Source organism: Azospirillum sp. TSO22-1, from assembly GCF_003116015.1.
Lineage (GTDB): Bacteria > Pseudomonadota > Alphaproteobacteria > Azospirillales > Azospirillaceae > Azospirillum.
Window position 1 is genome coordinate 21,962 of record NZ_LGQZ01000105.1, and the last position, 21,416, is coordinate 43,377.

Sequence of the window (21,416 nt, forward strand, 5' to 3'; positions counted from 1 at the left end):
GGATGGGGGCGGGGCAAGGCCCGCCCGTTCCTCACATCTTCGCCGCGCCCGGATCCTTCGGCGCGTCGCCGCCCTTGTTGGTGTTCTGCAGGCTGAAGATGACCTGGCCCAGCAGCTGTTCCAGGCCCGGCACGCTCTGCGTGTACTCGATGCGGCCGCCGGCGGCGATCGTCTGCTCCTCGCCGCCGGGCTCCAGCGACATGTACTTGCCGCCCAGCAGGCTCTCGGACGCCACCACGGCGGCGGTGTCCTTGGGCAGCTTGATGCCGTTGTCGATCTGCATGTGGACAACGGCCTGGAACGACTTGGGGTCGAGCGACAGGCTCTCGACCGAACCAACCTTCACGCCGCTGATGCGCACGTCCGCCCCCGCCGCCAGCCCGTTGATGCTGGAGAAGTTGGCGGACACGGCGTAGCCCTGGACCTTGCGCAGGTCGGCGCTGCGGTAGGCGAAGACCAGGAAGAAGGCGGCGACCACGAGGACGACGCCGCCCAGCACGGTCTCGATGACGTTCCGGCGCATGATGGTTCCTAGCTCGGCCGGCGGCTCAGTTCGGCGTCCACGGCTCGTAGTCGCCGGTGGCGCCCGCCCGCTTGCCGCCCTGCAGCACGTGGCCGGGCGGACGGTAGGCCTGCGCCGAGCCCGACGGGTTCGGCTTCCACTCCTGCTGCCACGCCTTGTGGTACGGGCTCTGGCCCTCGGGCAGCGGCTCCTTGGCCGAGTGGTGCAGCCACGCGTGCCACTCCGGCGGCACCTTGGACGCCTCGGGCTCGCCGTTGTACAGCACCCAGCGGCGCTCGCGCATGCCGGCGCGCGCGTTCTTGGCGCGGTAGTACGTGTTGCCGAAGCGGTCGGTGCCGACCAGCTCGCCCCGGCGCCACGTCAGGAAGCGGATCTGGATGTTGGCCATCCAGGTAATGAGGGAGACTTTTTCGCTCATCGTCGCGGTCGGTGTCGTTTTGCAGGGAGGGCGTAGGCCCAAAGGGAGGGCCCCGGCGAACGGCGCGCACTATGACACCCCGATTGCCGCCCGTCCACTGCCATGCTCCGGTTTTTCAAGCACTCAGGCGAAGCGGCGCTCGGTCAGCAGAAGGCGCAGCGCGAATCCCAGGAACAGCACGCCCGCCACGCCGTCCAGCGCGGTGCGCAGAGCCCGGCTGGTCAGCACCCGGCGCGCCGCCCCGGCGCTCAGCACCGCCACGCCGGCGAGGTAGACGCAGCCCATGCCCCCCAAAATCAGGCCGAGCAGGAAGATCTGCACCCCCACCATGCCGCGCTCCGGCGCCACGAACTGCGGCACGAAGGCGAGGTAGAACAGGATGATCTTCGGATTCAGCAGGTTGGTCAGCAGCGCGTTGGCGAACACCCGCCGCGCGGACGCGGGCGGCGGCGGGTCGACGGGCGCGGCACCTTGCCGGTGCGCCACGGCGACGCTCCACAGCGCCTTGCCGCCGATCCACGCCAGATAGGCGGCGCCGGCGTAGCGCAGCAGGTCGAACAGCGTCGGCGAGGCGGCGATCAGCGCCGACACCCCGGCCGCCGCCAGCACGGCCTGGACCACGTTCCCGGCGGTGATGCCGGCGGTCGCCACCAGCCCGGCGCGCCGCCCCTCGGTCAGCCCGCGCGCCAGCACCAGCAGCGAGTCGGGGCCGGGCGCCAGCACCAGCACGGTGGCGGCGACGAGATAGAGCTGCAGCAGATGCGGGTCGAGCGGCATGGCCGATACCTCGGGAAGGGCGGTGTGGCAGCGACTATAGTTCGCCGCGCCAACCGACACACCCGCGTTGCGCGCAGGGCCGGTCTTCAGTCCGGCCACCTCCGGTGCGTCCACAGCCACTGCTCCGGCCGCTCGCGGATCCAGCTTTCCAGCAGGGCGGTCAGCCGTTCGGTCAGGATCCGGGCGTCGGCGGCGCGGTCGCCGGTGTTCGGCGGGTCCAGCGGCGGGAAGACGGTGATGCGGAAGCGGGCGCCGCCCAGCCGTTCCATGCGGGCCGGCGCGATGGGGATGCCCAGGCGCAGCGCGAACGTCGCCGCCGCCGGCGCGGTCATGGCGTCGCGGCCGAAGAAGCGGACGGGAATGCCGTCGTTCAGCTTCTGGTCGATCAGGATGGCGACGTGCCCGCCCTCCGACAGGAGGCGGACCAGCGTGCGCGCGCCGGCCGGCCCCTTGGGGATGTGCGTCGAGCTGCCGGCGCCGCGCAGCGCGACCAGCAGGTCGCCCACATCCGGGTTGTTCGGCGCCCGGTAGACCAGCGCCAGTTCCAGCCCGTGCTTGCGCGAGGCCACCGGCGGCACCTCCCAGTTGGCGAGGTGGCCGGACACCAGGATGCCGCCGCGGCCGTCGCTGCGCATCGCCTCGAGGATCTCGCCGCCGACCACCTCCGTGTTGCGCTCGGCCAGCGCGTCGAGGTGCGCGTACTCGCCGATGGTGCGGCCGAGGTTGTCCCACATGCCGGTCAGGATCGCGTCGATCCCGGCGGCGGACTTCTCGGGGAAGGCGCGCTCCAGGTTGCGCCGGGCGGTGCGGTGGCTGGGCAGCCGCGGCCCCAGCGTCCGGCCGATGCGGGCGCCGAGGTCGGAGGCGCGCTCCGGCGTCCGTGCGCGGAACATCGCCACGGCGAGGCGCACCAGCGCCGTCTCCAGCGGATGGGCGACGTGGCGGGTCAGCCACTTGACGAGCGGGCTACGCGGCTTCGCCACGGCGTCCTCCCTTGGCGACGAGGCGGTCGAGCAGGGTGTCGAGCGCCGCCGGGTCATCCCATGCCGCCCGCACCGGCAGCACCCGCACGCGGTCGCGCAGCGCCGTCGGCAGGCGGACGGCGTCCTTGGCGGTGGTGACGGGCTCCGCCGCCAGCGCCTCGGCGCGGGCCAGCAGGCGGCGCACCTCGTCCTCGCGGTAGGGGTGGTGGTCGGCGAAGGGGTGCGCCTCGGCCACCCCGGCGCCCAGCGCCCGCAGCGTGTCGAAGAACTTCTCCGGCCGGCCGATGCCGGCGAAGGCAAGCACGCGGCGGCCGGCGAGTTCCGCCTCGTCCGCCTCGATGCGGGCGCGCAGCACGGGCAGCGGCGCCACCCGCGCGGCGACTCCGGCGCGGTCGTCGCCCATCACCACAACGGCGTCGGCGCGGGCGAGGCCGCGCGCCACCGGCTCGCGCAGCGGCCCGGCGGGGACGAGGCGGCCGTTGCCGAACCCGGTGGCGCCGTCCACCACCAGCAGCGACAGGTCCTTGGCGAGGGCGGGGTTCTGGAAACCGTCGTCCATCACGATGGCCTGCGCCCCGGCCGCGGCCGCTGCCCGCGCCCCGGCGGCGCGGTCGCGCGCCACCCAGGTGGGGGCGTGTTCGGCCAGCAGCAGCGCTTCGTCGCCGACGTCGGCGGCGCCGTGCCGGGCCGGATCGACGGCGAGCGGCCCGCGCTCCGCCCCGCCGTGCCCGCGGGTCAGCGCGTGCGCCGCGACGCCGCGCGCCGTGAGCGCCTGCAGGATCGAGACCGCCACCGGCGTCTTCCCGGCGCCGCCGGCCACCAGGTTGCCGATGCACAGCACCGGCACGCCCGCGCGGCGCGGCGTCGTCAACCACATCCGCAGCGCGCCGCCCAGCCCGTACAGCGATCCTGCAGGGGCGAGCAGTCCCGCCAGCGCGCCGGCGGGCCGGTACCAGAAGGCAGGCGTTTTCATGCCGCGGCCTTCACGCCGGCCTGGGCGAGCAGCGGCGCCAGCGCGTCGAGCGCCCGGTCGACGACCCGCCGGTTGTGCTCGGTCACCCGGCGCGCGCCGGTGACCACGGCGGCGCGGGCCTCGCCGTCGGTCAGCAGGCGGGCGACGGTGGCGCGCAACGCCTCCGGATCGGCGACGGCGACGGCGCCGCCCGTAGCCTCCAGCTGGTGGGTGATCTCGGCGAAGTTCCACATGTGCGGGCCGTACACCACCGCGCAGCCGAGCTGCGCCGGCTCCACCGGGTTCTGCCCGCCGTGCGGGATGAAGGAGCCGCCCATGCACACCACCGGCGCCAGCCGGTACAGCAGGCCCAGTTCGCCCATCGTGTCGGCGACGTAGACGGCGTGCCCGGCCTGCGGCAGCGCGCCCTCGGCGCGGCGGGCGGCGCTCAGGCCGCGCGCCTGCATGAGGGCGGCGATGTCCGGGCCGCGGTGCGGGTGGCGCGGCGCCACGATGGTCAGCAGGTCGGGCAGGCGGGCGGTGAGGGCCGCGTGCACCTCGGCGGCGACGGCGTCCTCGCCGGGGTGGGAACTGGCGAACAGCCAGACCGGCCGCTCCTCGCAGGCCTCGCGCAGGGCGGCGAGGTGCGCCGGGTCGGCCGGCGGCGGCTCGGCGGAGAATTTCAGGTTGCCGACGCAGGCGACCCCGGCGGCGCCCAGGGCGCGCAGCCGCTCGGCGTCGCCCTCGGTCTGTGCCAGCACGACGCGGAAGGTCGCCAGCAGGCCGCGCACCAGCCCCGGCGCGTAGCGCCAGCGTGCGAAGGAGCGCGCCGACATCCGCGCGTTGACCAGCGCCGCCGGAATCCCGCGCCGGCGCACGCCGGCCAGCAGGTTCGGCCAGATCTCGGACTCGATCCACAGCACGAGGTCGGGCCGCCAATGATCGAGGAAACGGCCGACGGCATCCGGAAGGTCCACCGGCACGTATTGGTGTATGGCGCGTGCCGGCAGGCGGTGGGCCATCAGCGCCGCCGAGGTGACGGTGCCGGTGGTCAGCAGCACGGTGGCGTCGGGGGTGAGGGCCAGGATGCGGTCGATCAGCACGAGCACCGAGTTCGCCTCGCCCACGCTGGCGGCGTGCACCCACACCAGCGGCCCGGCCGGGCGCGGGCGCACGGCGTGGCCCAGCCGCTCGCCGCCGCGCAGCGGGTCTTCCTTGCCGGCCGCGCGCCGGCGGTCGAGGTAGAGGCGCACCGCCGGCCCGCCGATGTAGGTCAGGCCGCGGTAGAGGGAATGAAGCATGCGGGTATGAGCGACGACGAAAACCACCACCACGGCCGCGGCGGGGTCGCGCGCGGCGGCGGCACCTTAGCACGGGCGCGGCCGGGAATCGAACGGAGGAAAACACAACCGTTCGGCCGTGGGGAAATGCTACCGTATGTGCGTATCGGTTGGCGCGGGGGAGGCTTGATGATCCGGAGGATTGCGACGTACGCGATCGCCGCTGTTCTGACGGCGGCGGCCGGCGCCGGATTCCTCGTCGCCGAACGGACCGAGCACCAGCGCCGCGAGGAGGTGGCGCGGCACGAGGTGCTGCACGACCTGGGTGTCGTCCGCTCGCGGCTCGAGGGGCAGCTCAACGACTCGCTGCTCACCGCCCGCAGCTTCGAGGCGCTGCTGCGTGCTCAGAGCAAGCTGGACGCCGAGACCTTCGACCGCGTCGCCCAGCAGATCCTCACCCCCGACCGCAGCGAGATCCTCAACATCGCCGCCTCGTCGCTCACGGTCATCGAGTTCGCCTACCCCGACAAGCGCGTCATCGGCACCGACTACCGCAATGTTCCCGACCAGTGGGAAGGCGTGCGCAACGCCATCATCCAGCACAAGGGCATCGTCGCCGGGCCGGTGCGGCTGGTGCAGGGCGGTCTGGGCATCGTCAGCCGCACCCCGGTCTTCATCGCCGACGGCCGCAGCGGCGAGAGCTTCGCCGGTCTGGTCAGCGTGGTGATCGACGCGCCGGAGCTGTTCTTCAAGGCCGGGCTGGGCCGCATCCCCAACTACATCGAGGTGGCGATCCGCAACACCGAGGGTGGCGGCGCCGGGCGGGTGTTCTTCGGTCGGCCGGAGCTGTTCGGCCTCGATCCGGTCCGCCTCGACGTGTTCTTCCCCGGCGGGCGCTGGGAGATCGCCGCGGTGCCTATCAACGGCTGGGCGGCGGCGGCGTGGCAGGAGTCCGTGCCCTTCCGCACGCTGGGCGTGGCGTTCCTGGTGCTGGCGGCGGCGGCGCTGTTCGGCGCCGCGTGGTACGCCGACCATCAGTTCCACAGCGCCCGCACCGCCATGGAGAGCGAGCAGCGCTTCCGCCGGCTGGTCGAGACGGTGCCGGTCGCCATCCTGATCCACCGCGACGGCACCATCCTCTACGCCAACGCCGAGGCGGCGCTGCTGCTGGAGGCGGAGAGCCCGGCGGCGCTGCACGGCCTGCCGGTGCTGACCGTGATCGACCCGGCCTTCCACGACGCCGTGCTGCGCCGCATCGCCGTCGCGCACCGCTTCGGCGGCAACCCGATCATGGAGCAGGTCTACCGCACGCTGCGCGGCCAGCCGTTGACCGTCGACGTCTCCAGCACGCTGACCATCCACGACGGCGCGCCCGCGGTGCTGACCGCCGTGCGCGATGTCACCGCGCGCAAGCGGGCGGAGGAGGACCTGCGCGCGCTCAACCAGACGCTGGAAGCCAAGGTGCTCGAGCGCACCTGCGCGCTGGCCGAAGCCGGCGAGCAGCTGCGCCGCGCCAAGGAGCAGGCGGAGGATGCGAACGCCGCCAAATCGCGCTTCCTGGCGCACATGAGCCACGAGCTGCGCACGCCGCTCAACAGCGTCATCGGCTTTTCCGAGGGCATGCGCAGCGGGTTGCTCGGCACGCACTGCTCGGTGCGCTGCACCGGCTATCTCGACCACATCCATCGCGCCGGCTCGCTGCTGCTGGAGCTGATCGACGAGGTGCTCGACATGGCCAAGGTCGAGGCCGGCACCATCGACCTGCAGGAGGACGAGGTGGAGGTGCGCGAACTGGTCGAGGAGAGCCTCGAACTGGTCCGCCGGCGCGCCGGGAGCAGTGGCGTCCACCTCGAACTGGCCATTGCCGACGACCTGCCGTCGATATGCGGCGACTACCGCCGGCTGCGGCAGGTGCTGCTGAACCTGCTGTCCAACGCCGTCAAGTTCACGCCGGAGGACGGCACGGTGTCGCTGAAGGCCGAGCGGCGCTCCGACGGCGGCGTCACGCTGACGGTGGCCGACACCGGCATCGGCATTGCGCCGGAGGACTTGGCCACCGTCTTCGCCCCCTTCGGCCGGGTGGAGAGCGTCCTGCACCGCAACGCCGACGGCACCGGCCTGGGGCTGCCGCTGGCCCGCCAGTTCACCGAACTGCACGGCGGCACGCTGACGCTGGCCAGCGCGCTGGGCGAGGGCACGCGGGTCACCGTGGATCTCCCGGTGGAACGGTCGATCGGCGTCTCCGCGTCCTAGCAAAAATCGTTAAATTCTAGGGAAAACCCGCAAGTCTGCGACCATCTAGCCAATTCCTCCGCCGCGGAGGATTTGGCATAGGGAGTCGTGCGCCGGAGAGCGCGAGAAAAAATACAAAGAAACCGAAGCATTGATTTGGGGGTTCGCGATGGACACCGAGACCGCCGTCACCGTTATTGCCTCTTTGGACCGGGCCGAGCACGTGTTGTCGGAAATCCGGGTGCATCAGCACGATGAGCACGGCTGGAACAGCATCGCCCGCCAGCGCGCCCTGCTCGACGAGGCGCGCTGCCTGCTCGACCGGGCGCACGAGTGCTTGTGAGGGGGGCTTGGATCGGCCTGTCCGTACCCGCCGTGTCCGCCTGAGAGCATGACGTCGGACGCTGCTGTCTACGCCCCTCTCAAATCCGGACAATCTTCTCTTCCGTCATGGCCGGGACAAGCCCGGCCATGACGGTTCGGGAGGAAAAGCTGAAAGTGTGGGGCGAAAGCCCAGGAACGGCTTTCGCCGGCTCACTCGCTCTTCGCGGCGACCTGGACCAGCGCGCCGGGCTTGCGGCCGGGCAGGGGGCAGGGCTTGCCATCGGCGGAGGCGACCATCACGCCGCGCGACGGCTTGCGCGCCGGCAGCACCGTGTCGGGCACCATCTGCAACGCGAAGATGGTCTGGGCCACCGCCTGCTTCGGCTTGTGGCCGGGTCGCACCGTCGGGGCGGCCGCGGGCGCCTGGGCGGTCACCAGACGGATCGCGTCGTGGCCGCCGCGGCCACGCGGAGAGATCGTGAAGCGGGGCTCCGGATCCAGGCGCTTCGCTGCGGCGCCTTCGGGCAGGATGAAGCCGTAGGTCGGGTAGACGCGCTGGCCGAGCTGGCCGGTCGGCTCGTGCCAGACGCGGACCATGGACCAGTCGTTGTTGGCCGATACGTCGATGACGCGCATGCCGCGGCGCAGGCCGCGGGTGTTCAGCCAGGAATGGTCGACCTCGATGGTGCGGCGGTCGATGACGTTGCTGACCAGGGAGACGTGGCCGCGGTTCATGCGGCCGGCGCGCTTGAACACCAGGACCGAGCCGTCGGCCGGCGCGTGGTCGCGGGCGTAGCGGCCCTCGGCACGGTTCCACCACATCCAGGCGTCGCCCTGGATCGTGAAGTCGGAAATGGATCGGACGACGCGGACACAATCCTCCGCATGCGCGGCCGGAGATGCCATGGGGCTCAGGACAAGAAACGCCGCGAGCGAAAGGCGGATTCCCAATCCGTTCGGCCGCATGTTACCCCCTTCCCTTTGTATCCCCTGTTTGGCTGGGTAACACGAGGTGCGGCGAGAGTCTACCCCGATTGATTTATCTGACCAACCAAGCCGGACATAGGCGGTCAAGCCGACCACACCCTTTCTAAGGTTATGCATCATGACTCACGCCGACCCCGCGACCTTCGTCCGCGCCAACACGGCGGTCGCCCCCCCATCGCTGTTGCCGGAGCTGCGCCTGCACCTCGCCACCGAGGTGACGCCGCTGTGGGAGGCGACGGAGGCGACGCTGGCCCGCAACAACCTGCCGCCGCCCTACTGGGCGTTCGCTTGGCCGGGCGGGCAGGCGGTGGCGCGCCATATCCTTGATAACCCTGAAACTGTCCGGGGAAAGCGGGTGCTGGACTTCGCCGCCGGCACCGGCCTGGTGGGCATCGCCTGCGCGCTGGCGGGGGCGGCGTATGTGCGCGCGGCGGAGATCGACGCCTTCGCGCTGGCGGCCATGGAGCTGAATGCGGGGCTCAACGGCGTCGCCCTGGAGGGGGTGAGCGACGACCTCGTCGGCCGCGATCTGCCGGACATCGACGTCGTGCTGGCGGGCGATGTCTGCTACGAGCGCCCGATGGCGGAGCGGGTCACCGCGTGGCTGCGGCGCATCGCCGCGGCGGGCACGCTGGTGGTGCTGGGCGACCCCGGCCGCGCCTACGTGCCCTCCACGGGACTCGAGCTTCTGGGGCGCTACGCCGTGCCGACCTCGCTGGAACTGGAGGACCGCACGCTGCGCGAGACCAACGTCTGGCGCCTGCTGCCGGGCTGATCAGCGGGTCTACGCGTTATTCCCCCGACACGCTGGAGGAGGAGACATGCTGGACCGCATCAAGGCCATGTTCGAGGCCTGGGAGAAGCGCCCGCCCGGGCCGGAACACCGCGACACGCTGCACCTCGCCGCCGCCGTGCTGCTGGTCGAGGCGGCGCGGATGGACGACCGCATCGCGCCGGAGGAGCGCGCCCGCATCGCCGCCCTGGTGCGCGAGCGCTTCGGGCTGGGCGCCGAGGAGGCCGCCGACCTGCTGGCCGCCGCCGAGTCGCAGGCGCGCGGCGTGGCGCCGCACTTCAACTACGTCAGCGTGGTGGTCGAGCGCTGCCCGCCCGAGCAGCGGATGTGGCTCATCGAGATGCTGTGGGAGGTCGCCTACGCCGACGGCGAGTTGCACGCGCTGGAATCGAACCTGCTGCGCCGCATCGGCGGCCTGCTGCACGTCAGCGACGTCGAGGTCGGCGCAGCGCGCAAGCGCGTGCTGAAGCGCATGGGCCTGCCGGAGGGCACGGGGGTGTGGGAGTAGGCGCGTCATTTCCTTGACGCCGCGTCCGCTTCGCCGATGTTAGGGGCCTTCGCATCACCCGGATCGGCGGACGCCCCATGCCCTACACCTCGTTGCGCGACTTCATCGACCGGCTGGAGGCTGCCGGACGGCTCGTCGTCGTCAAGGAGCCGGTCTCCACCATGCTCGAGATGACGGAGATCCAGACCCGCCTGCTGGCCGAGGGCGGGCCGGCGGTGCTGTTCGAGAACGTCATCAAGGCGGACGGCACGCGCTCCGAGATGCCGGTGCTGGTCAACCTGTTCGGCACGGTGGAGCGCGTCGCCTGGGGCATGGACCGCGAGCCGCACGAGCTGCGCGCGGTCGGCGAGACGCTCGCCTTCCTCAAGCAGCCGGAGCCGCCCGGCGGCTTCCGCGAGGCGCTGGAGCTGATCCCGCTGGCCAAGACCGTGCTGTCGATGAAGCCGAAGACCGTCGGCTCGGCGCCCTGCCAGGAGGTGGTGCTGACCGGCGACCAGATCGACCTCGGCCGCCTGCCGGTGCAGAGCTGCTGGCCGGGCGAGCCGGCGCCGCTCATCACCTGGCCGCTGGTGGTCACCAAGGGCCCGACCGGCAAACGCGAGGACGACTTCAACCTCGGCATCTACCGCATGCAGGTGCTGGGGCGGAACAAGACCATCATGCGCTGGCTGAAGCACCGCGGCGGCGCGCAGCACCACCGGCGCTGGGCCGCCTCCGGAAAGACCGAGCCGCTGCCCTGCGCGGTCGTGCTCGGCGCCGATCCCGGCACCATCCTGGCGGCCGTCACGCCGGTTCCGGACACCCTGTCGGAGTACCAGTTCGCCGGCCTGCTGCGCGGCAAGAAGGTGGAACTGGTCGACTGCAAGACCGTCCCCCTCAAGGTCCCGGCGCAGGCGGAGATCGTGCTGGAAGGCCACGTCAGCCTGGACGAGACCGCCGACGAGGGGCCGTACGGCGACCACACCGGCTACTACAACTCGGTCGAGCCGTTCCCGGTGTTCACGGTGACGGCGATGACCATGCGGCGCAACCCGATCTACCTGTCCACCTTCACCGGCCGCCCGCCGGACGAGCCGTCGGTGCTGGGCGAGGCGCTGAACGAGGTGTTCATCCCGCTGCTGACCCAGCAATTCCCGGAGATTGTCGACTTCTGGCTGCCGCCCGAGGGCTGCTCCTACCGCATCGCCGTGGTCAGCATGAGGAAGGCCTACCCCGGCCACGCCAAGCGCGTGATGATGGGCGTGTGGTCGTTCCTGCGGCAGTTCATGTACACGAAGTGGGTGATCGTCGTGGACGACGACATCAACGCCCGCGACTGGAAGGACGTGATGTGGGCGATGTCCACCCGCATGGACCCGGCGCGCGACATCACGGTGATCGAGGGCACGCCCATCGACTACCTGGACTTCGCCAGCCCGGAATCGGGCCTGGGCGGCAAGGTCGGCCTGGACGCCACCAACAAGTGGCCGCCGGAGACCAAGCGCGAATGGGGCGAGAAGATCCGCATGGACCAGGGCGTGGTCGACGAGGTCTCGCGGAAGTGGGCGAGCTACGGGCTGCCGGGAAGCGGGACGCCGATCTGGAAGTGATGAACGGGGGGGCTTGCCCCCACCCCTGCCCCCTCCCCCGCTGACGCAGGGGAGGGGAAATCTCCTCCCCCTGCTAAGCGGGGGGAGGTTGGGAGGGGGGCAAGTGTCGGCGTCACCGCCGCCCGCCCCGCATCATCTCCTCCGACGCGCGCAGTGAGACCTGCGTCAGCCGGGCGCTGACGTCGAACCACGCGCGCACCGCCTCGCCGACCACGCGGCCCTGAAGCTGCGCCAGGTGCAGCGGCGTGTTCATCCGGGCGAACTCCAGCGCCGCGTCGGCGGTGGCCAGCGTCGTCCGGTTCGCCCACTGCGCCCAGGCGACACCGGCCTCGTTGACCGCGCGGGCGGCCACGGAGGGGGCGGCGGAGCCGAACGATTCCATCCGCTCCAGAGCCGGCTGCGCGGTGCGGGTGACGGCGTCGGCGGCGCGGGCGCCGGTCTCCACCAGGGCCTTCGCCGGGCGGGTCACCGCCTCGGCGGTCTCGCGCACGCGGCGGGCCTCCTCGCGCTTGGCCTCCTCGACCTCGGTGCGTCCGGCCTCGACCTTGTCGGCGATGGCCTGCGCCTCCTCGTCGCTCAGCGCCTTCCTCACCGCCGGCAGCAGGTCCTTGCGCTCGTCGCGGACGTGCTGCTGGAACACCCGCTTCAGCTCGGCGAGCTTCTTCGGGAACTCCTCGCCGTCCTTGGGCAGGCGCTCCAGTTCGGCCAGCAGGGCGCGGGCCTGCCTGTTGTCGTTGACCGCGTCGGCGACGAGGTCCCTGGTCTCCTTGTGCTTGCGCAGCACCGGGAAGAGGTGCTGCTCCTCCAGCCGGGCGTGCAGTTCCAGCTCCTCCTTCAGTTTTGCGAACAGCGTCTCGCGGGTCTTCACCGCGCCGTCGCCGGTCTCGGCCAGCTTGCCGAACAGATCGTTGGCCCTGGCCGGGCCGGCCTGGATCATCTGCGTGATGGTCATCGTCACTCCCCATGCGGTTGGCAGTGCGGCGCAACGCGTTCTTGCTGCGCCGCAGCATCGGGAGAACTGATTGTCGGCGAAACAGTTCCGCGTCGGATCATAGTTTCCGTATTGAGAACAATGAGTGGCAAAGAGCGGCGTTTATCGCGATGTGGAAAACCGCTTCAATGCCTTCAACGCCACACGGCACCGATCCACCGCGAACCGAAGGAATTCCACCATGACCGACTCCCGCACCGCCCCGTACGCCGCCCTCCTGCTGCGCGTCTCCCTGGGCGTCCTGTTCCTCGCGCACGGCCTGATGAAGGTCTTCGTCTTCACCGTTCCCGGCACCGTCGCCTTCTTCGAGCAGATCGGCTACCCGGGCTTCTTCGCCTACCTCGTGATTCTCGCCGAGATCGGCGGCGGCCTGCTGCTGGCGCTGGGCGTGCAGACCCGGCTGGTCGCGCTGGCCCTGGCGCCGGTGATGGTCGGCGCCACGCTGCAGCACGCCGGCAACGGCTGGGTGTTCTCCGCGCCGGGCGGCGGCTGGGAGTTCCCGGCGTTCTGGACCGTGCTGCTCGGCGTGCAGGCCCTGCTGGGCGACGGCGCGCTGGCGCTGAAGCTGCCGGTGGTCGAGCGCCTGACCGCCCGTACGGCCGCCTGACCGCAGCCTGGGGTTTCGGAAAATCGTCTTCTGATTGCGGCGGCGTGCGGGTAGGCTCTCGGGCCTTCCGCGCGCCGCGGCGCGTTTCCGCTTCCGAAAAGCCCCATGACCCGGTACCCGAAGCCCTCCGTGCCGCTGCTGGTCGCCGCCACTGCGACCGGGCCGCTGGCGCTCAACATCTTCGTGCCGTCGATGCCCGGCATGGAGCGGGTGTTCGACGCCAGCCACGCGACGGTGCAGCTCACGCTGTCGCTCTACCTGATCGGCGTGGCGCTGGGGCAGCTGCTGTACGGGCCGCTGTCGGACCGCTGGGGGCGGCGGCCGGTGCTGCTCGCCGGGCTCGGCCTCTACGTGGCGGCCAGCCTCGCCTGCGCGCTGGCGCCCTCCATCGGGCTGCTGGTCCTCGGCCGGGCGGCGCAGGCGGTGGGCGGCTGCGCCGGCATGGTCATCGCCCGCGCCATCGTCCGCGACGCCTGGAGCCGCGAGGAGGCCACCCGGGTTCTGGCGCTGGTCATCGCCGGCATGGCGATCGCGCCGATGGTGGCGCCGGCGCTGGGCGGGTTCCTCGACGAGTGGTTCGGCTGGCGCGCCGGCTTCCTGCTGCTGGTCGGCTTCGGCGGGCTGGTGTGGGCGGCGGCGCTGCGCGGCCTGCCCGAGACGCACCGCGACCTCACCCCGCTGCCCGGCCCGACGGCGCTGTGGCAGGCCTACCGCGCGCTGCTCGGGCGGCGGCTGTTCCTCGGCTACTCGCTGGTGGTCGGCTGGATGACCGGCGGCTTCTTCGTGTTCTTGGCGGGCGCGGCGCACGCCATGAGCGTCACGCTGCACCGCCCGCCCAGCGAGTACGGGCTGTACTTCGTCCTGCTGTCGGCCGGCTACATGGGCGGCAACATGGCGGTGTCGCGGCTGGCCGGGCGGGTGCGGCTGGAGGCGCTGGCGTTCGCCGGGCTGCTGCTGTCGGTCGCCGGGCCGCTGGTCATCGGCGGCTTCCTGGCGGCCGGGCACTTCTCGCCGGCGAGCCTGTTCCTGCCGACGGTGCTGCTGTGCGTCGGCAACGGCCTGACCATCCCGGTCGCCATGACCGCCGCCGTCGGCGTCGACCTGCGGCTGGCCGGCACGGCGTCGGGCCTGGTGGGGTTCGTGCAGATGGGGATCGGCGCCGCGGCGTCGGCGGCGACCGGCCTGTTCGAGCCGGGTGACCCCGTGGTGATGGCGGCCGGCATGCTGCTGACCAATCTCGCCGCGCTGGCGGCCTGGGCCTACGCCCGCGGCGGCGGCAGAAGAAAAGGAGGACCGGCGGGGGAGGGGGAATCGGCCGTCCGGCCGGCATAAACCTCTGTCCTCTTCAGCCGGCGGTCCCCATCTGCTAGACACGCTCATGTGACCCACCGGAGACGCTTTTGATGGCCGACGTGCTGAATCTGCTGGAAGACCTCATCCGCAAGGCGCGCGCCGCCGGTGCCGACGCCGCCGACGCGGTGCTGTTCGACAGCGCCTCCCTCTCGCTCAGCCAGCGCCTCGGCAAGCCGGAGAAGCTGGAGCGCTCGGAATCCGGCGACCTCGGCCTGCGGGTGTTCGTCGGCAGGCGGCAGGCCATCGTCTCCTCCACCGACCGCAGCGCCCGCGCGCTGGACGAGTTGGTGGAGCGCGCCGTCGCCATGGCCCGCGTGGTGCCCGAGGATCCGTTCGCCGGCCTCGCCGATCCCGACCAACTGGCGCGCGAGTGGCCGGACCTCGACATCTGCGATCCCGAGGAGCCCGCCCCCGACTCGATGATCGAGCAGGCCCGCATCGCCGAGGAGGCGGCGCGGGCGGTGCCCGGCGTCACCAACTCGGAGGGCGCCGACGCGGGCTGGAGCCGCTCCACCGTCGCCATCGCCGCCTCCAACGGCTTCGCCGGCTCGTACAGCGTGTCGCGCCGCTCGCTGTCGGCGTCGGTGCTGGCCGGCGAGGGCACGGCGATGGAGCGCGACTACGAGTACGACTCCAAGGTCTACGGCGCCGACCTGCGCTCGGCCGCCGACATCGGCCGGGAGGCTGGCGAGAAGGCGGTGCGCCGCCTGAACCCGCGCAAGGTGAAGAGCCAGAAGGTGCCGGTGGTGCTGGACCCGCGCGTGTCGCGCGGCCTGCTCGGCCACCTGACCGGCGCCATCAGCGGCCCGGCGGTGGCGCGCGGCACCAGCTTCCTGAAGGACAGGCTGGGCCAGCAGATCTTCCCGGCCGGCGTCATGGTGGTGGACGACCCGTGGGTCCGCCGCGGCATGCGCTCCCGCCCCTTCGACGCCGAGGGCGTGGCGGTGCGGAAGCGCACCATCATCGAGGACGGCCGGCTGACCACGTGGCTGCTCGACCTGCGCTCGGCCCGGCAGCTCGGGTTGGCCACCACCGGCCACGCGTCGCGCGGCACCTCCGGCCCGCCGGGCCCGTCGCCGTCCAACATCTATCTGGCGGCCGGCGCCCGCTCGCGCGACGCCATCCTCGGCGAGATCAAGGACGGCCTGTACATCACCGAGATGATGGGCATGGGCGTCAACGGCGTCACCGGCGACTACAGCCGCGGCGCCAGCGGCTTCTGGATCGAGAACGGCCGGCTGGCCTACCCGGTCAGCGAGCTGACGGTCGCCAGCAACCTCAAGGAGATGTTCCTCAACCTGGAGGTCGCCAGCGACCTGGAGCTGCGCTACGGCATGGACGCGCCCACCGTGCGCATCGACGGCATGACCGTCGCCGGCATGTAGGCGGCGCTCAGCGCACCACGTTCCGCACGATGTCGCGCACCACGCCGTGCACGGCGTCGAGGATCAGCAGGTCGGCGCCCAGCAGGATGCACTCCAGCCCGCTGCGGCAGGCGGGGACCTGCTGGATCAGCGCGGGCGGTGCCTGCTTCTTGGCGATGCCCGGCGGCAGCGGCTTGCCGCGCGCGACGTTCTTGGCGATGCCGGGCGGCAGCGGGCTGACGCCCACCGGGTTGGCGATGAAGTAGTTCTGAATCACCGTGCGGTCGCCGGTGGTGACGACCACGCTGCCGCCAGGGCCGCCGGCCTCGTCCTTGCCCGGCTTGTTGGCCTTGCCCGGCGGGCCGCCCTGATCCGCGCCCTCCGCCCAGGGCGGGCCGCCGCCCGGACCCGCCTCGTGCGGGTTGCCGTGGCCCTTGCCTTGCCCGCCCTTCTCGGCGAGCGCCGGCCCGGCGGCCAGCGCCACCGCCAGACCCAGTGCCGCGGCGCGGTGTGCGTATCCCGTCATGTCCCTCATCCTCGAACGAGAACCCTCTCCCGTACCTGGGGCTAGAGCGTGCGTCCCGCAACGACGGCGGCCAGCACCACCCAGCCGAACCAGCGGTTCGACTTGAACTTCGCCAGACAGTCGCCCTGGTCGTCGGGATTCCACACCGCGACCTGCCACGCCAGCTGCAGGATGGCCAGCGTCAGCACGGCGCGGAACCCCCAGCCCAGCCCGGCCAGCTGCCCGGCCAGCCCGATGCCCAGCAGCGCCAGCGTGTAGAAGCCGTAGATCCAGATCTTGCTCTGGTCGCCCAGGCGCAGCGCGGTGGATTTGACGCCGATGCGGGCGTCGTCCTCCTTGTCCTGGTGGGCGTAGATGGTGTCGTAGCCGAGCGTCCAGGCGATGCCGCCGGCGTACAGCGCCAGCGCCGGCCATTCCAGCTCGCCGCGCACCGCCGTCCAGCCGACCAGCGCCCCCCAGTTGAAGGCGAGGCCGAGGAACGCCTGCGGCCACCACGTGATGCGCTTCATCAGCGGGTAGGTGAACACCAGCACCAGCGACAGCACGCCCAGCGCGATGGTCGTGGCGTTGAACTGCAGCAGCACCGCCAGCCCGATCAGCAGCTGCAGCACCAGGAAGGCCAGCGCCTGCCGCACGCTGACCCGGCCGGAGGGGATCGGCCGCGCGCGGGTGCGCTCCACCCGGGCGTCGAAGTCGCGGTCGAGGATGTCGTTGACCGTGCAGCCGGCCCCCCGCATCGTCACCGCGCCGACGGCGAACAGCACGAACAGCCACGGGTCCGGCAGTCCCGGCGAGGCCAGCGCCGCGCTCCACCAGCAGGGGAACAGCAGCAGCCACGTGCCGATCGGCCGGTCGAGCCGGGCCAGCAGCAGGTACGGCCGCACGGACGGCGGCGCCCAGCGGTCGATCCAGCCCTGGCGGATGTCGGTGAAGCCGGAGTCCGGCGGCGAGGATGAGGTGCTCATGGGACGGCCAAGGTAGCCAGCCCTGCTCCTGTGAGCAAGGCGGGGGAAAACCCTTGCCGGTTCTTCGAGCGCCCTCGTAAGCTTTTCACCGCCTCGACGCGCAGTCAGGGACGGCATGCTCAATCCACGCCAGCTCGTCTTCCTCGTCGCTGCGGCGCTGCTGCCCGTCGTGCTGTTCACGGCGCTGGTCGTCGCGCACTACAGCGGGGTCGAGCGCACGCTCATCGAGGAGCGGTTGCGCGCCACCGCCGCGACCGCCGCAGCCACCGTGGACCGTCAGCTCGCCCGCGAGGTTGCGGCGGTGCAGACGCTCGCCACCGCGGAGTCGCTGCAGTCCGGCGACTTCGCCGCCTTCGACCACGTGGCGCGCCGCGCGCTGGGCGTCAGCGGCTACTGGCTGTCGGTGATCCTCACCGACGACGCGCACCAGTTGGTGAACACCCGGCTGCCCTTCGGCGCGCCACTGCCGCTGCCGGCCTTCCCCGAGCAGCTGCGGGAGGTCATGCGCAGCAGCCGCACCATCGTCAGCGGCCTGGTGCGGCTGCCGGAGCGGATCGCGGAGCCGGTGGTCAACATCCGCGTGCCGGTCAGCGTCGGCGGGCAGCTCCGCTACACGCTGGTGGTGGCGTTGCCGGCCTGGACGTTCCACACGGTGCTGGGCGAGCACCCGACCATGCCCGGCGGCGGGCTGCTGCTGCTCGACCGCGACAACCGGGTGATCGCCCACACGCTGTCGCGCGACCAGTACGACCCCTTCATCGGCAGCCTTCCCACGCCGTTGCAGCTCGCCGGGATCACCCAGGGCCACGCGGGCAGCTTCGAGGCGGAGGCGCTCGACGGCACGCCGGTGTTCGGCGTCTACGCCACCGCGCCGCTGTCCGGCTGGAAGGTGCTGGTCGGCACGCCCCGCGCCACCATCCAGGAGATCCTGCGGCAGGCCCGGTGGGCGCTGTACGGCGGCGGCGCGCTGGCGCTGGGGCTCGCCGCGCTCCTCGCGCAGGTGATGATCCGCTCCTTTACCCGCCGCCAGCTGGCCGAGCGGCGGCTCGCCGACCTCCAGGCCGAGAAGGCGGCCGAGCGGCGGCTGGGCGACATCGCCGCCAACTTCCCCGGCGTGATCTTCCGCCGCGTCCTGCGCCCCGACGGCACCGTCGCCTACCCGTACCTCAGCGACGCGTCCGAGTGGGCGCTGGGGCTGGAGCCGGGCGTGGCGCGGCGCGGGCCCGCCGACACCGACGCCGTGACGGCCCGGATGACGCCGGAGACCGCGGAGGCCTGGGCCGAGGCGATGGCCCGCACCGCCCGCACGCTGGAGTCCATGCGCCTGGAGGGCGAGCTGCGCACCACCGACGGCGTCCTGCGCCGGCTGCGCACGCACGCCACCACCACCCGGCTGGCGGACGGGACCGTGGTGTGGGACGGCGTGGTGCTCGACGTCACCGACCTGCACGAGGCGGAGCGCGCCCGGCGCGAGCACGCCGAGCGGCTGGACTTCGCGCTCGACTGCGCCAACGCCGGGCTGTGGGACTGGGACGTGGCCACCGACCGCATCACCTGGTCGAACAGCGAGTGGCGGCTGTTCGGCTATCCCGTCCCCGAAGGGGAGCCGACGCGCGAGCATCTCGAGCGTCGCCTGCACCCCGACGACCGCGAGCGCTTCTGGACCGAGACGAACGCCTCGGTGGCGGCGGTGACGTCCTTCGCCAGCGAGTTCCGCGTCGTCGATCCCGACGGGCGGGTGCGCTGGTTGGCGGCCATCGGCCGGACCTTCGCCGACGCCTCGGGCCGGACGGTGCGGATGACCGGCCTCAACCTCGACGTCACCGACCGCCACGCCATCGAGGACGCGCTGCGCGACGCCAAGGACGAGGCGGAGCGCGCCAACGTCAGCAAGTCCAAGTTCCTCGCCGCCGCCAGCCACGACCTGCGCCAGCCGGTGCAGTCGCTGCTGTTCTTCATCCATGTCCTGGGCGAGCGTCTGGCCGGGCACGAGGCGCAGCCGCTGGTCGGCACCATGCACCAGGCGCTGGACGCGCTGAAGGGCCTGCTCGACGGCATCCTCGACCTGTCGAAGCTGGACGCCGGAGTGATCGCGCCGCAGGTGGCGCCGTTCGCGCTCGGCCCGCTGCTAGAGCGGCTGGAGGCGGAATATGCACCACGCTTCGCCGCCAAGCGGCTCGACCTGACGGTGGTGCCTTGCGCGCTGAGCACCGACAGCGACCCGACGCTGCTCGGCCGCATCCTCGGCAACCTGATCGAGAACGCGTTGAAGTACACCGAGCGCGGCGGCGTCCTGGTCGGTTGCCGGCAGCGCGGCGGCGTGCTGCGGGTGGAGGTGTGGGACACCGGCATCGGCATTCCGCCGGAACGGCTGGAGGACATCTTCGACGAGTTCGTGCAGGTGGACAACCCGGCGCGCGACCGCGCGCAGGGACTCGGCCTCGGCCTCGCTATCGTCAAGCGGCTGGCCCGGCTGCTCGGCCACCGGCTGGACGTGCGCTCGCGGCCCGGCCACGGCTCGGTCTTCGCGGTGGAGGTGCCGCTCAGCGCCGCCGTGCTGCGCACCGATCCGCCGGCACCGCCGTCCTCCACCGGGACCGCCTCAGGCGCGTTGACGGTGATCATCGACGACGACGCGATCGTCCTCCAGGGCCTGCGCGCGATGCTGGAGACCTGGGGCTGCGTGGTGATCGACGCGCCCGACGCCGCCACCGCGCTGCGCCGCGCCGAGGCGTACGGCAGCGGCCCGGACGTGGTGATCGCCGATTTCCGCCTGCGCGAGGGCCACACCGGCGTGGAGGCCATCGCCGCGCTGCGCCGGGTGTACGGGGCGGAGCTGCCGGGCATCCTGCTGACCGGCGACACCGCCCCGGCGCTCCAGGCGGAGGCCACCGGCCGCGGCCTCGTCACGCTGCACAAGCCGGTCCCGCCGGCCGATCTGCGCCGCCTGCTCTGCGAACTCCTCAGAACGCCACCGGTATCGACCGGGCACGAATAGGACATGCGAATGACGGAACGGAAGCCGCTGCCCCGCGGCGTGTGGGCGCTCGGCCTGGTCAGCCTGCTGATGGACCTCTCGTCGGAGATGATCCACAGCCTGCTGCCGGTCTTTCTGGTGAGCGTGCTGGGGGCCAGCGCGCTGTCGGTGGGCATCATCGAGGGCATCGCCGAGGCGACCTCATCCATAGTCAAGCTGTTCTCCGGCACGCTCAGCGACCGCATCGGCCGGCGCAAGCCGCTGGCGTTGCTCGGCTATGGCATGGCGGCGGTCACCAAGCCGCTGTTCCCGCTGGCCTCCTCCGTCTCGATGGTGCTGGCGGCGCGCTTCGTCGACCGGGTGGGCAAGGGCATCCGCGGCGCCCCGCGCGACGCCCTGGTCGCCGACCTCACCCCGCCGGAGCAGCGCGGCGCCGCCTACGGCCTGCGGCAGGCCCTCGACACGGTGGGGGCGGTGCTGGGGCCGCTGGCGGCGATGGCGCTGATGGCGCTGTCGTCGGACGACGTGCGGCTGGTGTTCTGGGTGGCGGCGCTGCCCGCCGTGCTGTGCGTCGCGGTTCTGGCGCTGGGCGTGCGCGAGCCGCCGGGCATCCCCAAGGCGCGCGCCCTCCACCCGATCTGGACGCGCGCCGGGCTGGCCGGGCTGGGCCGGCCGTTCTGGGCGCTGGTCGCGGTGGCCGTGGTGATGACGCTGGCGCGCTTTTCCGAGGCGTTCCTGGTGCTGCGCGCGCAGGACGCGGGCTTGGCGTTGGCGTTGGTGCCGGCGGTGATGGTGGCGATGAACGTCACCTACACGCTGACCGCCTATCCGGTGGGGGCGCTGTCCGACCGCATTGGCCGGCACGGGCTGCTGCTCGCCGGATTCGCCGTGCTGATCCTCAGCGACGCGGCGCTGGCGCTGGCCGACGGGCCGCTGCTGGTGCTCCTGGGGGCGGCACTGTGGGGCGTGCACATGGGAATGACGCAGGGCCTGCTGTCCGCTCTGGTCGCCGACGGCGCCCCGGCCGACCGCCGCGGCACGGCGTTCGGCGTGTTCAATCTGGTGACCGGGGTGGCGCTGCTGGCCGCCAGCGTGCTGGCCGGCGCCTTGTGGAGCGCGATCGGCCCGGCGGCGACGTTCTGGGCGGGCGCGGGATTCTCGGCCGCCGCGCTGTTGGGGCTGTTGCTGGTGCGGCGGGGTTTTCCCCTATAATCCGGCACCCGCTGCCCGAGGACCCACGATGACCGACGCCCCCCGCACCCGCCTG

General features: G+C 72.2%; 20 protein-coding genes. 10 read left to right on the forward strand and 10 right to left on the reverse strand.

Features of this window, described 5'->3' with window-relative positions; translation table 11 throughout:
- Window positions 1-31: 31 nt before the first annotated feature.
- From mlaD to TSO221_RS25105, 6 genes are all read right to left on the reverse strand, one after another.
- Window positions 32-523, reverse strand: coding sequence for an outer membrane lipid asymmetry maintenance protein MlaD (mlaD, locus tag TSO221_RS25080; RefSeq protein ID WP_109121246.1), 492 nt, complete (start codon window positions 521-523; stop codon window positions 32-34).
- Between the two features lie 25 nt (window positions 524-548).
- On the reverse strand, window positions 549-941 hold the full coding sequence (locus TSO221_RS25085; protein WP_109121247.1) for an NADH:ubiquinone oxidoreductase subunit NDUFA12: 393 nt from the start codon (window positions 939-941) through the stop codon (window positions 549-551).
- Window positions 942-1,064: 123 nt separating this feature from the next.
- Window positions 1,065-1,718 (reverse strand): LysE family translocator, encoded by a 654-nt coding sequence (locus tag TSO221_RS25090; RefSeq protein WP_109121267.1) that lies wholly within the window; start codon window positions 1,716-1,718, stop codon window positions 1,065-1,067.
- A gap of 86 nt (window positions 1,719-1,804) precedes the next feature.
- Window positions 1,805-2,701: a lauroyl acyltransferase gene (locus tag TSO221_RS25095; RefSeq protein ID WP_109121248.1), complete on the reverse strand. Its 897-nt coding sequence runs from the start codon at window positions 2,699-2,701 to the stop codon at window positions 1,805-1,807.
- Window positions 2,685-3,674, reverse strand: a complete 990-nt coding sequence (lpxK, locus tag TSO221_RS25100; RefSeq protein WP_109121249.1) for a tetraacyldisaccharide 4'-kinase — start codon at window positions 3,672-3,674, stop codon at window positions 2,685-2,687. The genes TSO221_RS25095 and lpxK overlap by 17 nt, the downstream gene beginning before the upstream one ends.
- Entirely contained in the window at window positions 3,671-4,954 is a 1,284-nt protein-coding gene (locus tag TSO221_RS25105) for a 3-deoxy-D-manno-octulosonic acid transferase (RefSeq protein WP_109121250.1), read from the reverse strand. The genes lpxK and TSO221_RS25105 overlap by 4 nt, the downstream gene beginning before the upstream one ends.
- Before the next feature lie 168 nt (window positions 4,955-5,122).
- Between TSO221_RS25105 and TSO221_RS25110 the strand changes: the two genes are divergently transcribed.
- Window positions 5,123-7,186, forward strand: a complete 2,064-nt coding sequence (locus TSO221_RS25110; RefSeq protein WP_158284204.1) for an ATP-binding protein — start codon at window positions 5,123-5,125, stop codon at window positions 7,184-7,186.
- Between the two features lie 148 nt (window positions 7,187-7,334).
- A complete protein-coding gene (locus tag TSO221_RS35635) occupies window positions 7,335-7,508 on the forward strand; it encodes a hypothetical protein (RefSeq protein WP_158284205.1) in 174 nt (57 codons plus the stop codon).
- 191 nt (window positions 7,509-7,699) lie between these two features.
- Here TSO221_RS35635 and TSO221_RS25120 read toward each other — a convergent pair whose 3' ends face one another.
- On the reverse strand, window positions 7,700-8,395 hold the full coding sequence (locus TSO221_RS25120; RefSeq protein ID WP_247878264.1) for a CHAP domain-containing protein: 696 nt from the start codon (window positions 8,393-8,395) through the stop codon (window positions 7,700-7,702).
- A 199-nt stretch (window positions 8,396-8,594) separates the two neighbouring features.
- Here TSO221_RS25120 and TSO221_RS25125 point away from each other — a divergent pair, with 199 nt between their 5' ends.
- The 3 genes from TSO221_RS25125 (at window position 8,595) to TSO221_RS25135 (ending at window position 11,366) form a co-directional block, all read left to right on the forward strand.
- On the forward strand, window positions 8,595-9,251 hold the full coding sequence (locus TSO221_RS25125; protein WP_109121254.1) for a methyltransferase: 657 nt from the start codon (window positions 8,595-8,597) through the stop codon (window positions 9,249-9,251).
- Between the two features lie 46 nt (window positions 9,252-9,297).
- Entirely contained in the window at window positions 9,298-9,777 is a 480-nt protein-coding gene (locus tag TSO221_RS25130) for a TerB family tellurite resistance protein (protein WP_109121255.1), read from the forward strand.
- Window positions 9,778-9,854: 77 nt separating this feature from the next.
- Entirely contained in the window at window positions 9,855-11,366 is a 1,512-nt protein-coding gene (locus TSO221_RS25135; protein ID WP_109121256.1) for a UbiD family decarboxylase, read from the forward strand.
- A 112-nt stretch (window positions 11,367-11,478) separates the two neighbouring features.
- Here TSO221_RS25135 and TSO221_RS25140 read toward each other — a convergent pair whose 3' ends face one another.
- Complete coding sequence (locus tag TSO221_RS25140) at window positions 11,479-12,318, reverse strand: hemerythrin domain-containing protein (RefSeq protein ID WP_199229618.1); 840 nt, start codon at window positions 12,316-12,318, stop codon at window positions 11,479-11,481.
- A 220-nt stretch (window positions 12,319-12,538) separates the two neighbouring features.
- Here TSO221_RS25140 and TSO221_RS25145 point away from each other — a divergent pair, with 220 nt between their 5' ends.
- From TSO221_RS25145 to TSO221_RS25155, 3 genes are all read left to right on the forward strand, one after another.
- Complete coding sequence (locus tag TSO221_RS25145) at window positions 12,539-12,964, forward strand: DoxX family protein (RefSeq protein ID WP_109121257.1); 426 nt, start codon at window positions 12,539-12,541, stop codon at window positions 12,962-12,964.
- Window positions 12,965-13,069: 105 nt separating this feature from the next.
- Window positions 13,070-14,296 (forward strand): multidrug effflux MFS transporter, encoded by a 1,227-nt coding sequence (locus TSO221_RS25150; protein ID WP_109121258.1) that lies wholly within the window; start codon window positions 13,070-13,072, stop codon window positions 14,294-14,296.
- 71 nt (window positions 14,297-14,367) lie between these two features.
- Window positions 14,368-15,702, forward strand: a complete 1,335-nt coding sequence (locus TSO221_RS25155) for a metallopeptidase TldD-related protein (RefSeq protein WP_109121259.1) — start codon at window positions 14,368-14,370, stop codon at window positions 15,700-15,702.
- Window positions 15,703-15,709: 7 nt separating this feature from the next.
- On the opposite strand, the gene TSO221_RS25160 is transcribed toward TSO221_RS25155, so the two are convergent.
- Window positions 15,710-16,207 (reverse strand): anti-virulence regulator CigR family protein, encoded by a 498-nt coding sequence (locus TSO221_RS25160; RefSeq protein WP_109121260.1) that lies wholly within the window; start codon window positions 16,205-16,207, stop codon window positions 15,710-15,712.
- A gap of 41 nt (window positions 16,208-16,248) precedes the next feature.
- Entirely contained in the window at window positions 16,249-17,172 is a 924-nt protein-coding gene (ubiA, locus tag TSO221_RS25165; protein WP_109121261.1) for a 4-hydroxybenzoate octaprenyltransferase, read from the reverse strand.
- Window positions 17,173-17,287: 115 nt separating this feature from the next.
- Here ubiA and TSO221_RS25170 point away from each other — a divergent pair, with 115 nt between their 5' ends.
- Both TSO221_RS25170 and TSO221_RS25175 read left to right on the forward strand, forming a co-directional pair.
- The gene (locus tag TSO221_RS25170) at window positions 17,288-20,170 is read left to right on the forward strand and encodes an ATP-binding protein (protein WP_109121262.1); all 2,883 of its coding nucleotides are present in this window, start codon (window positions 17,288-17,290) and stop codon (window positions 20,168-20,170) included.
- Window positions 20,171-20,179: 9 nt separating this feature from the next.
- The gene (locus tag TSO221_RS25175) at window positions 20,180-21,361 is read left to right on the forward strand and encodes an MFS transporter (RefSeq protein ID WP_247878266.1); all 1,182 of its coding nucleotides are present in this window, start codon (window positions 20,180-20,182) and stop codon (window positions 21,359-21,361) included.
- Window positions 21,362-21,416 lie beyond the last annotated feature (55 nt).

What these genes read in the sequence shown, in the direction of transcription:
- TSO221_RS25125 (WP_109121254.1), top strand. Translation starts at nt 8,595, where the DNA reads ATGACTCACGCCGACCCCGCGACCTTCGTCCGCGCCAACACGGCGGTC.
- TSO221_RS25160 (WP_109121260.1), bottom strand. Translation starts at nt 16,207, where the DNA reads ATGACGGGATACGCACACCGCGCCGCGGCACTGGGTCTGGCGGTGGCG.
- TSO221_RS25150 (WP_109121258.1), top strand. Translation starts at nt 13,070, where the DNA reads ATGACCCGGTACCCGAAGCCCTCCGTGCCGCTGCTGGTCGCCGCCACT.
- mlaD (WP_109121246.1), bottom strand. Translation starts at nt 523, where the DNA reads ATGCGCCGGAACGTCATCGAGACCGTGCTGGGCGGCGTCGTCCTCGTG.
- TSO221_RS25105 (WP_109121250.1), bottom strand. Translation starts at nt 4,954, where the DNA reads ATGCTTCATTCCCTCTACCGCGGCCTGACCTACATCGGCGGGCCGGCG.
- ubiA (WP_109121261.1), bottom strand. Translation starts at nt 17,172, where the DNA reads ATGAGCACCTCATCCTCGCCGCCGGACTCCGGCTTCACCGACATCCGC.
- TSO221_RS25175 (WP_247878266.1), top strand. Translation starts at nt 20,180, where the DNA reads ATGACGGAACGGAAGCCGCTGCCCCGCGGCGTGTGGGCGCTCGGCCTG.
- TSO221_RS25110 (WP_158284204.1), top strand. Translation starts at nt 5,123, where the DNA reads ATGATCCGGAGGATTGCGACGTACGCGATCGCCGCTGTTCTGACGGCG.
- TSO221_RS25155 (WP_109121259.1), top strand. Translation starts at nt 14,368, where the DNA reads ATGGCCGACGTGCTGAATCTGCTGGAAGACCTCATCCGCAAGGCGCGC.
- TSO221_RS25145 (WP_109121257.1), top strand. Translation starts at nt 12,539, where the DNA reads ATGACCGACTCCCGCACCGCCCCGTACGCCGCCCTCCTGCTGCGCGTC.
- TSO221_RS25140 (WP_199229618.1), bottom strand. Translation starts at nt 12,318, where the DNA reads ATGACCATCACGCAGATGATCCAGGCCGGCCCGGCCAGGGCCAACGAT.
- TSO221_RS25085 (WP_109121247.1), bottom strand. Translation starts at nt 941, where the DNA reads ATGAGCGAAAAAGTCTCCCTCATTACCTGGATGGCCAACATCCAGATC.
- TSO221_RS25135 (WP_109121256.1), top strand. Translation starts at nt 9,855, where the DNA reads ATGCCCTACACCTCGTTGCGCGACTTCATCGACCGGCTGGAGGCTGCC.
- TSO221_RS25090 (WP_109121267.1), bottom strand. Translation starts at nt 1,718, where the DNA reads ATGCCGCTCGACCCGCATCTGCTGCAGCTCTATCTCGTCGCCGCCACC.
- TSO221_RS25120 (WP_247878264.1), bottom strand. Translation starts at nt 8,395, where the DNA reads ATGGCATCTCCGGCCGCGCATGCGGAGGATTGTGTCCGCGTCGTCCGA.
- lpxK (WP_109121249.1), bottom strand. Translation starts at nt 3,674, where the DNA reads ATGAAAACGCCTGCCTTCTGGTACCGGCCCGCCGGCGCGCTGGCGGGA.
- TSO221_RS25130 (WP_109121255.1), top strand. Translation starts at nt 9,298, where the DNA reads ATGCTGGACCGCATCAAGGCCATGTTCGAGGCCTGGGAGAAGCGCCCG.
- TSO221_RS25170 (WP_109121262.1), top strand. Translation starts at nt 17,288, where the DNA reads ATGCTCAATCCACGCCAGCTCGTCTTCCTCGTCGCTGCGGCGCTGCTG.
- TSO221_RS35635 (WP_158284205.1), top strand. Translation starts at nt 7,335, where the DNA reads ATGGACACCGAGACCGCCGTCACCGTTATTGCCTCTTTGGACCGGGCC.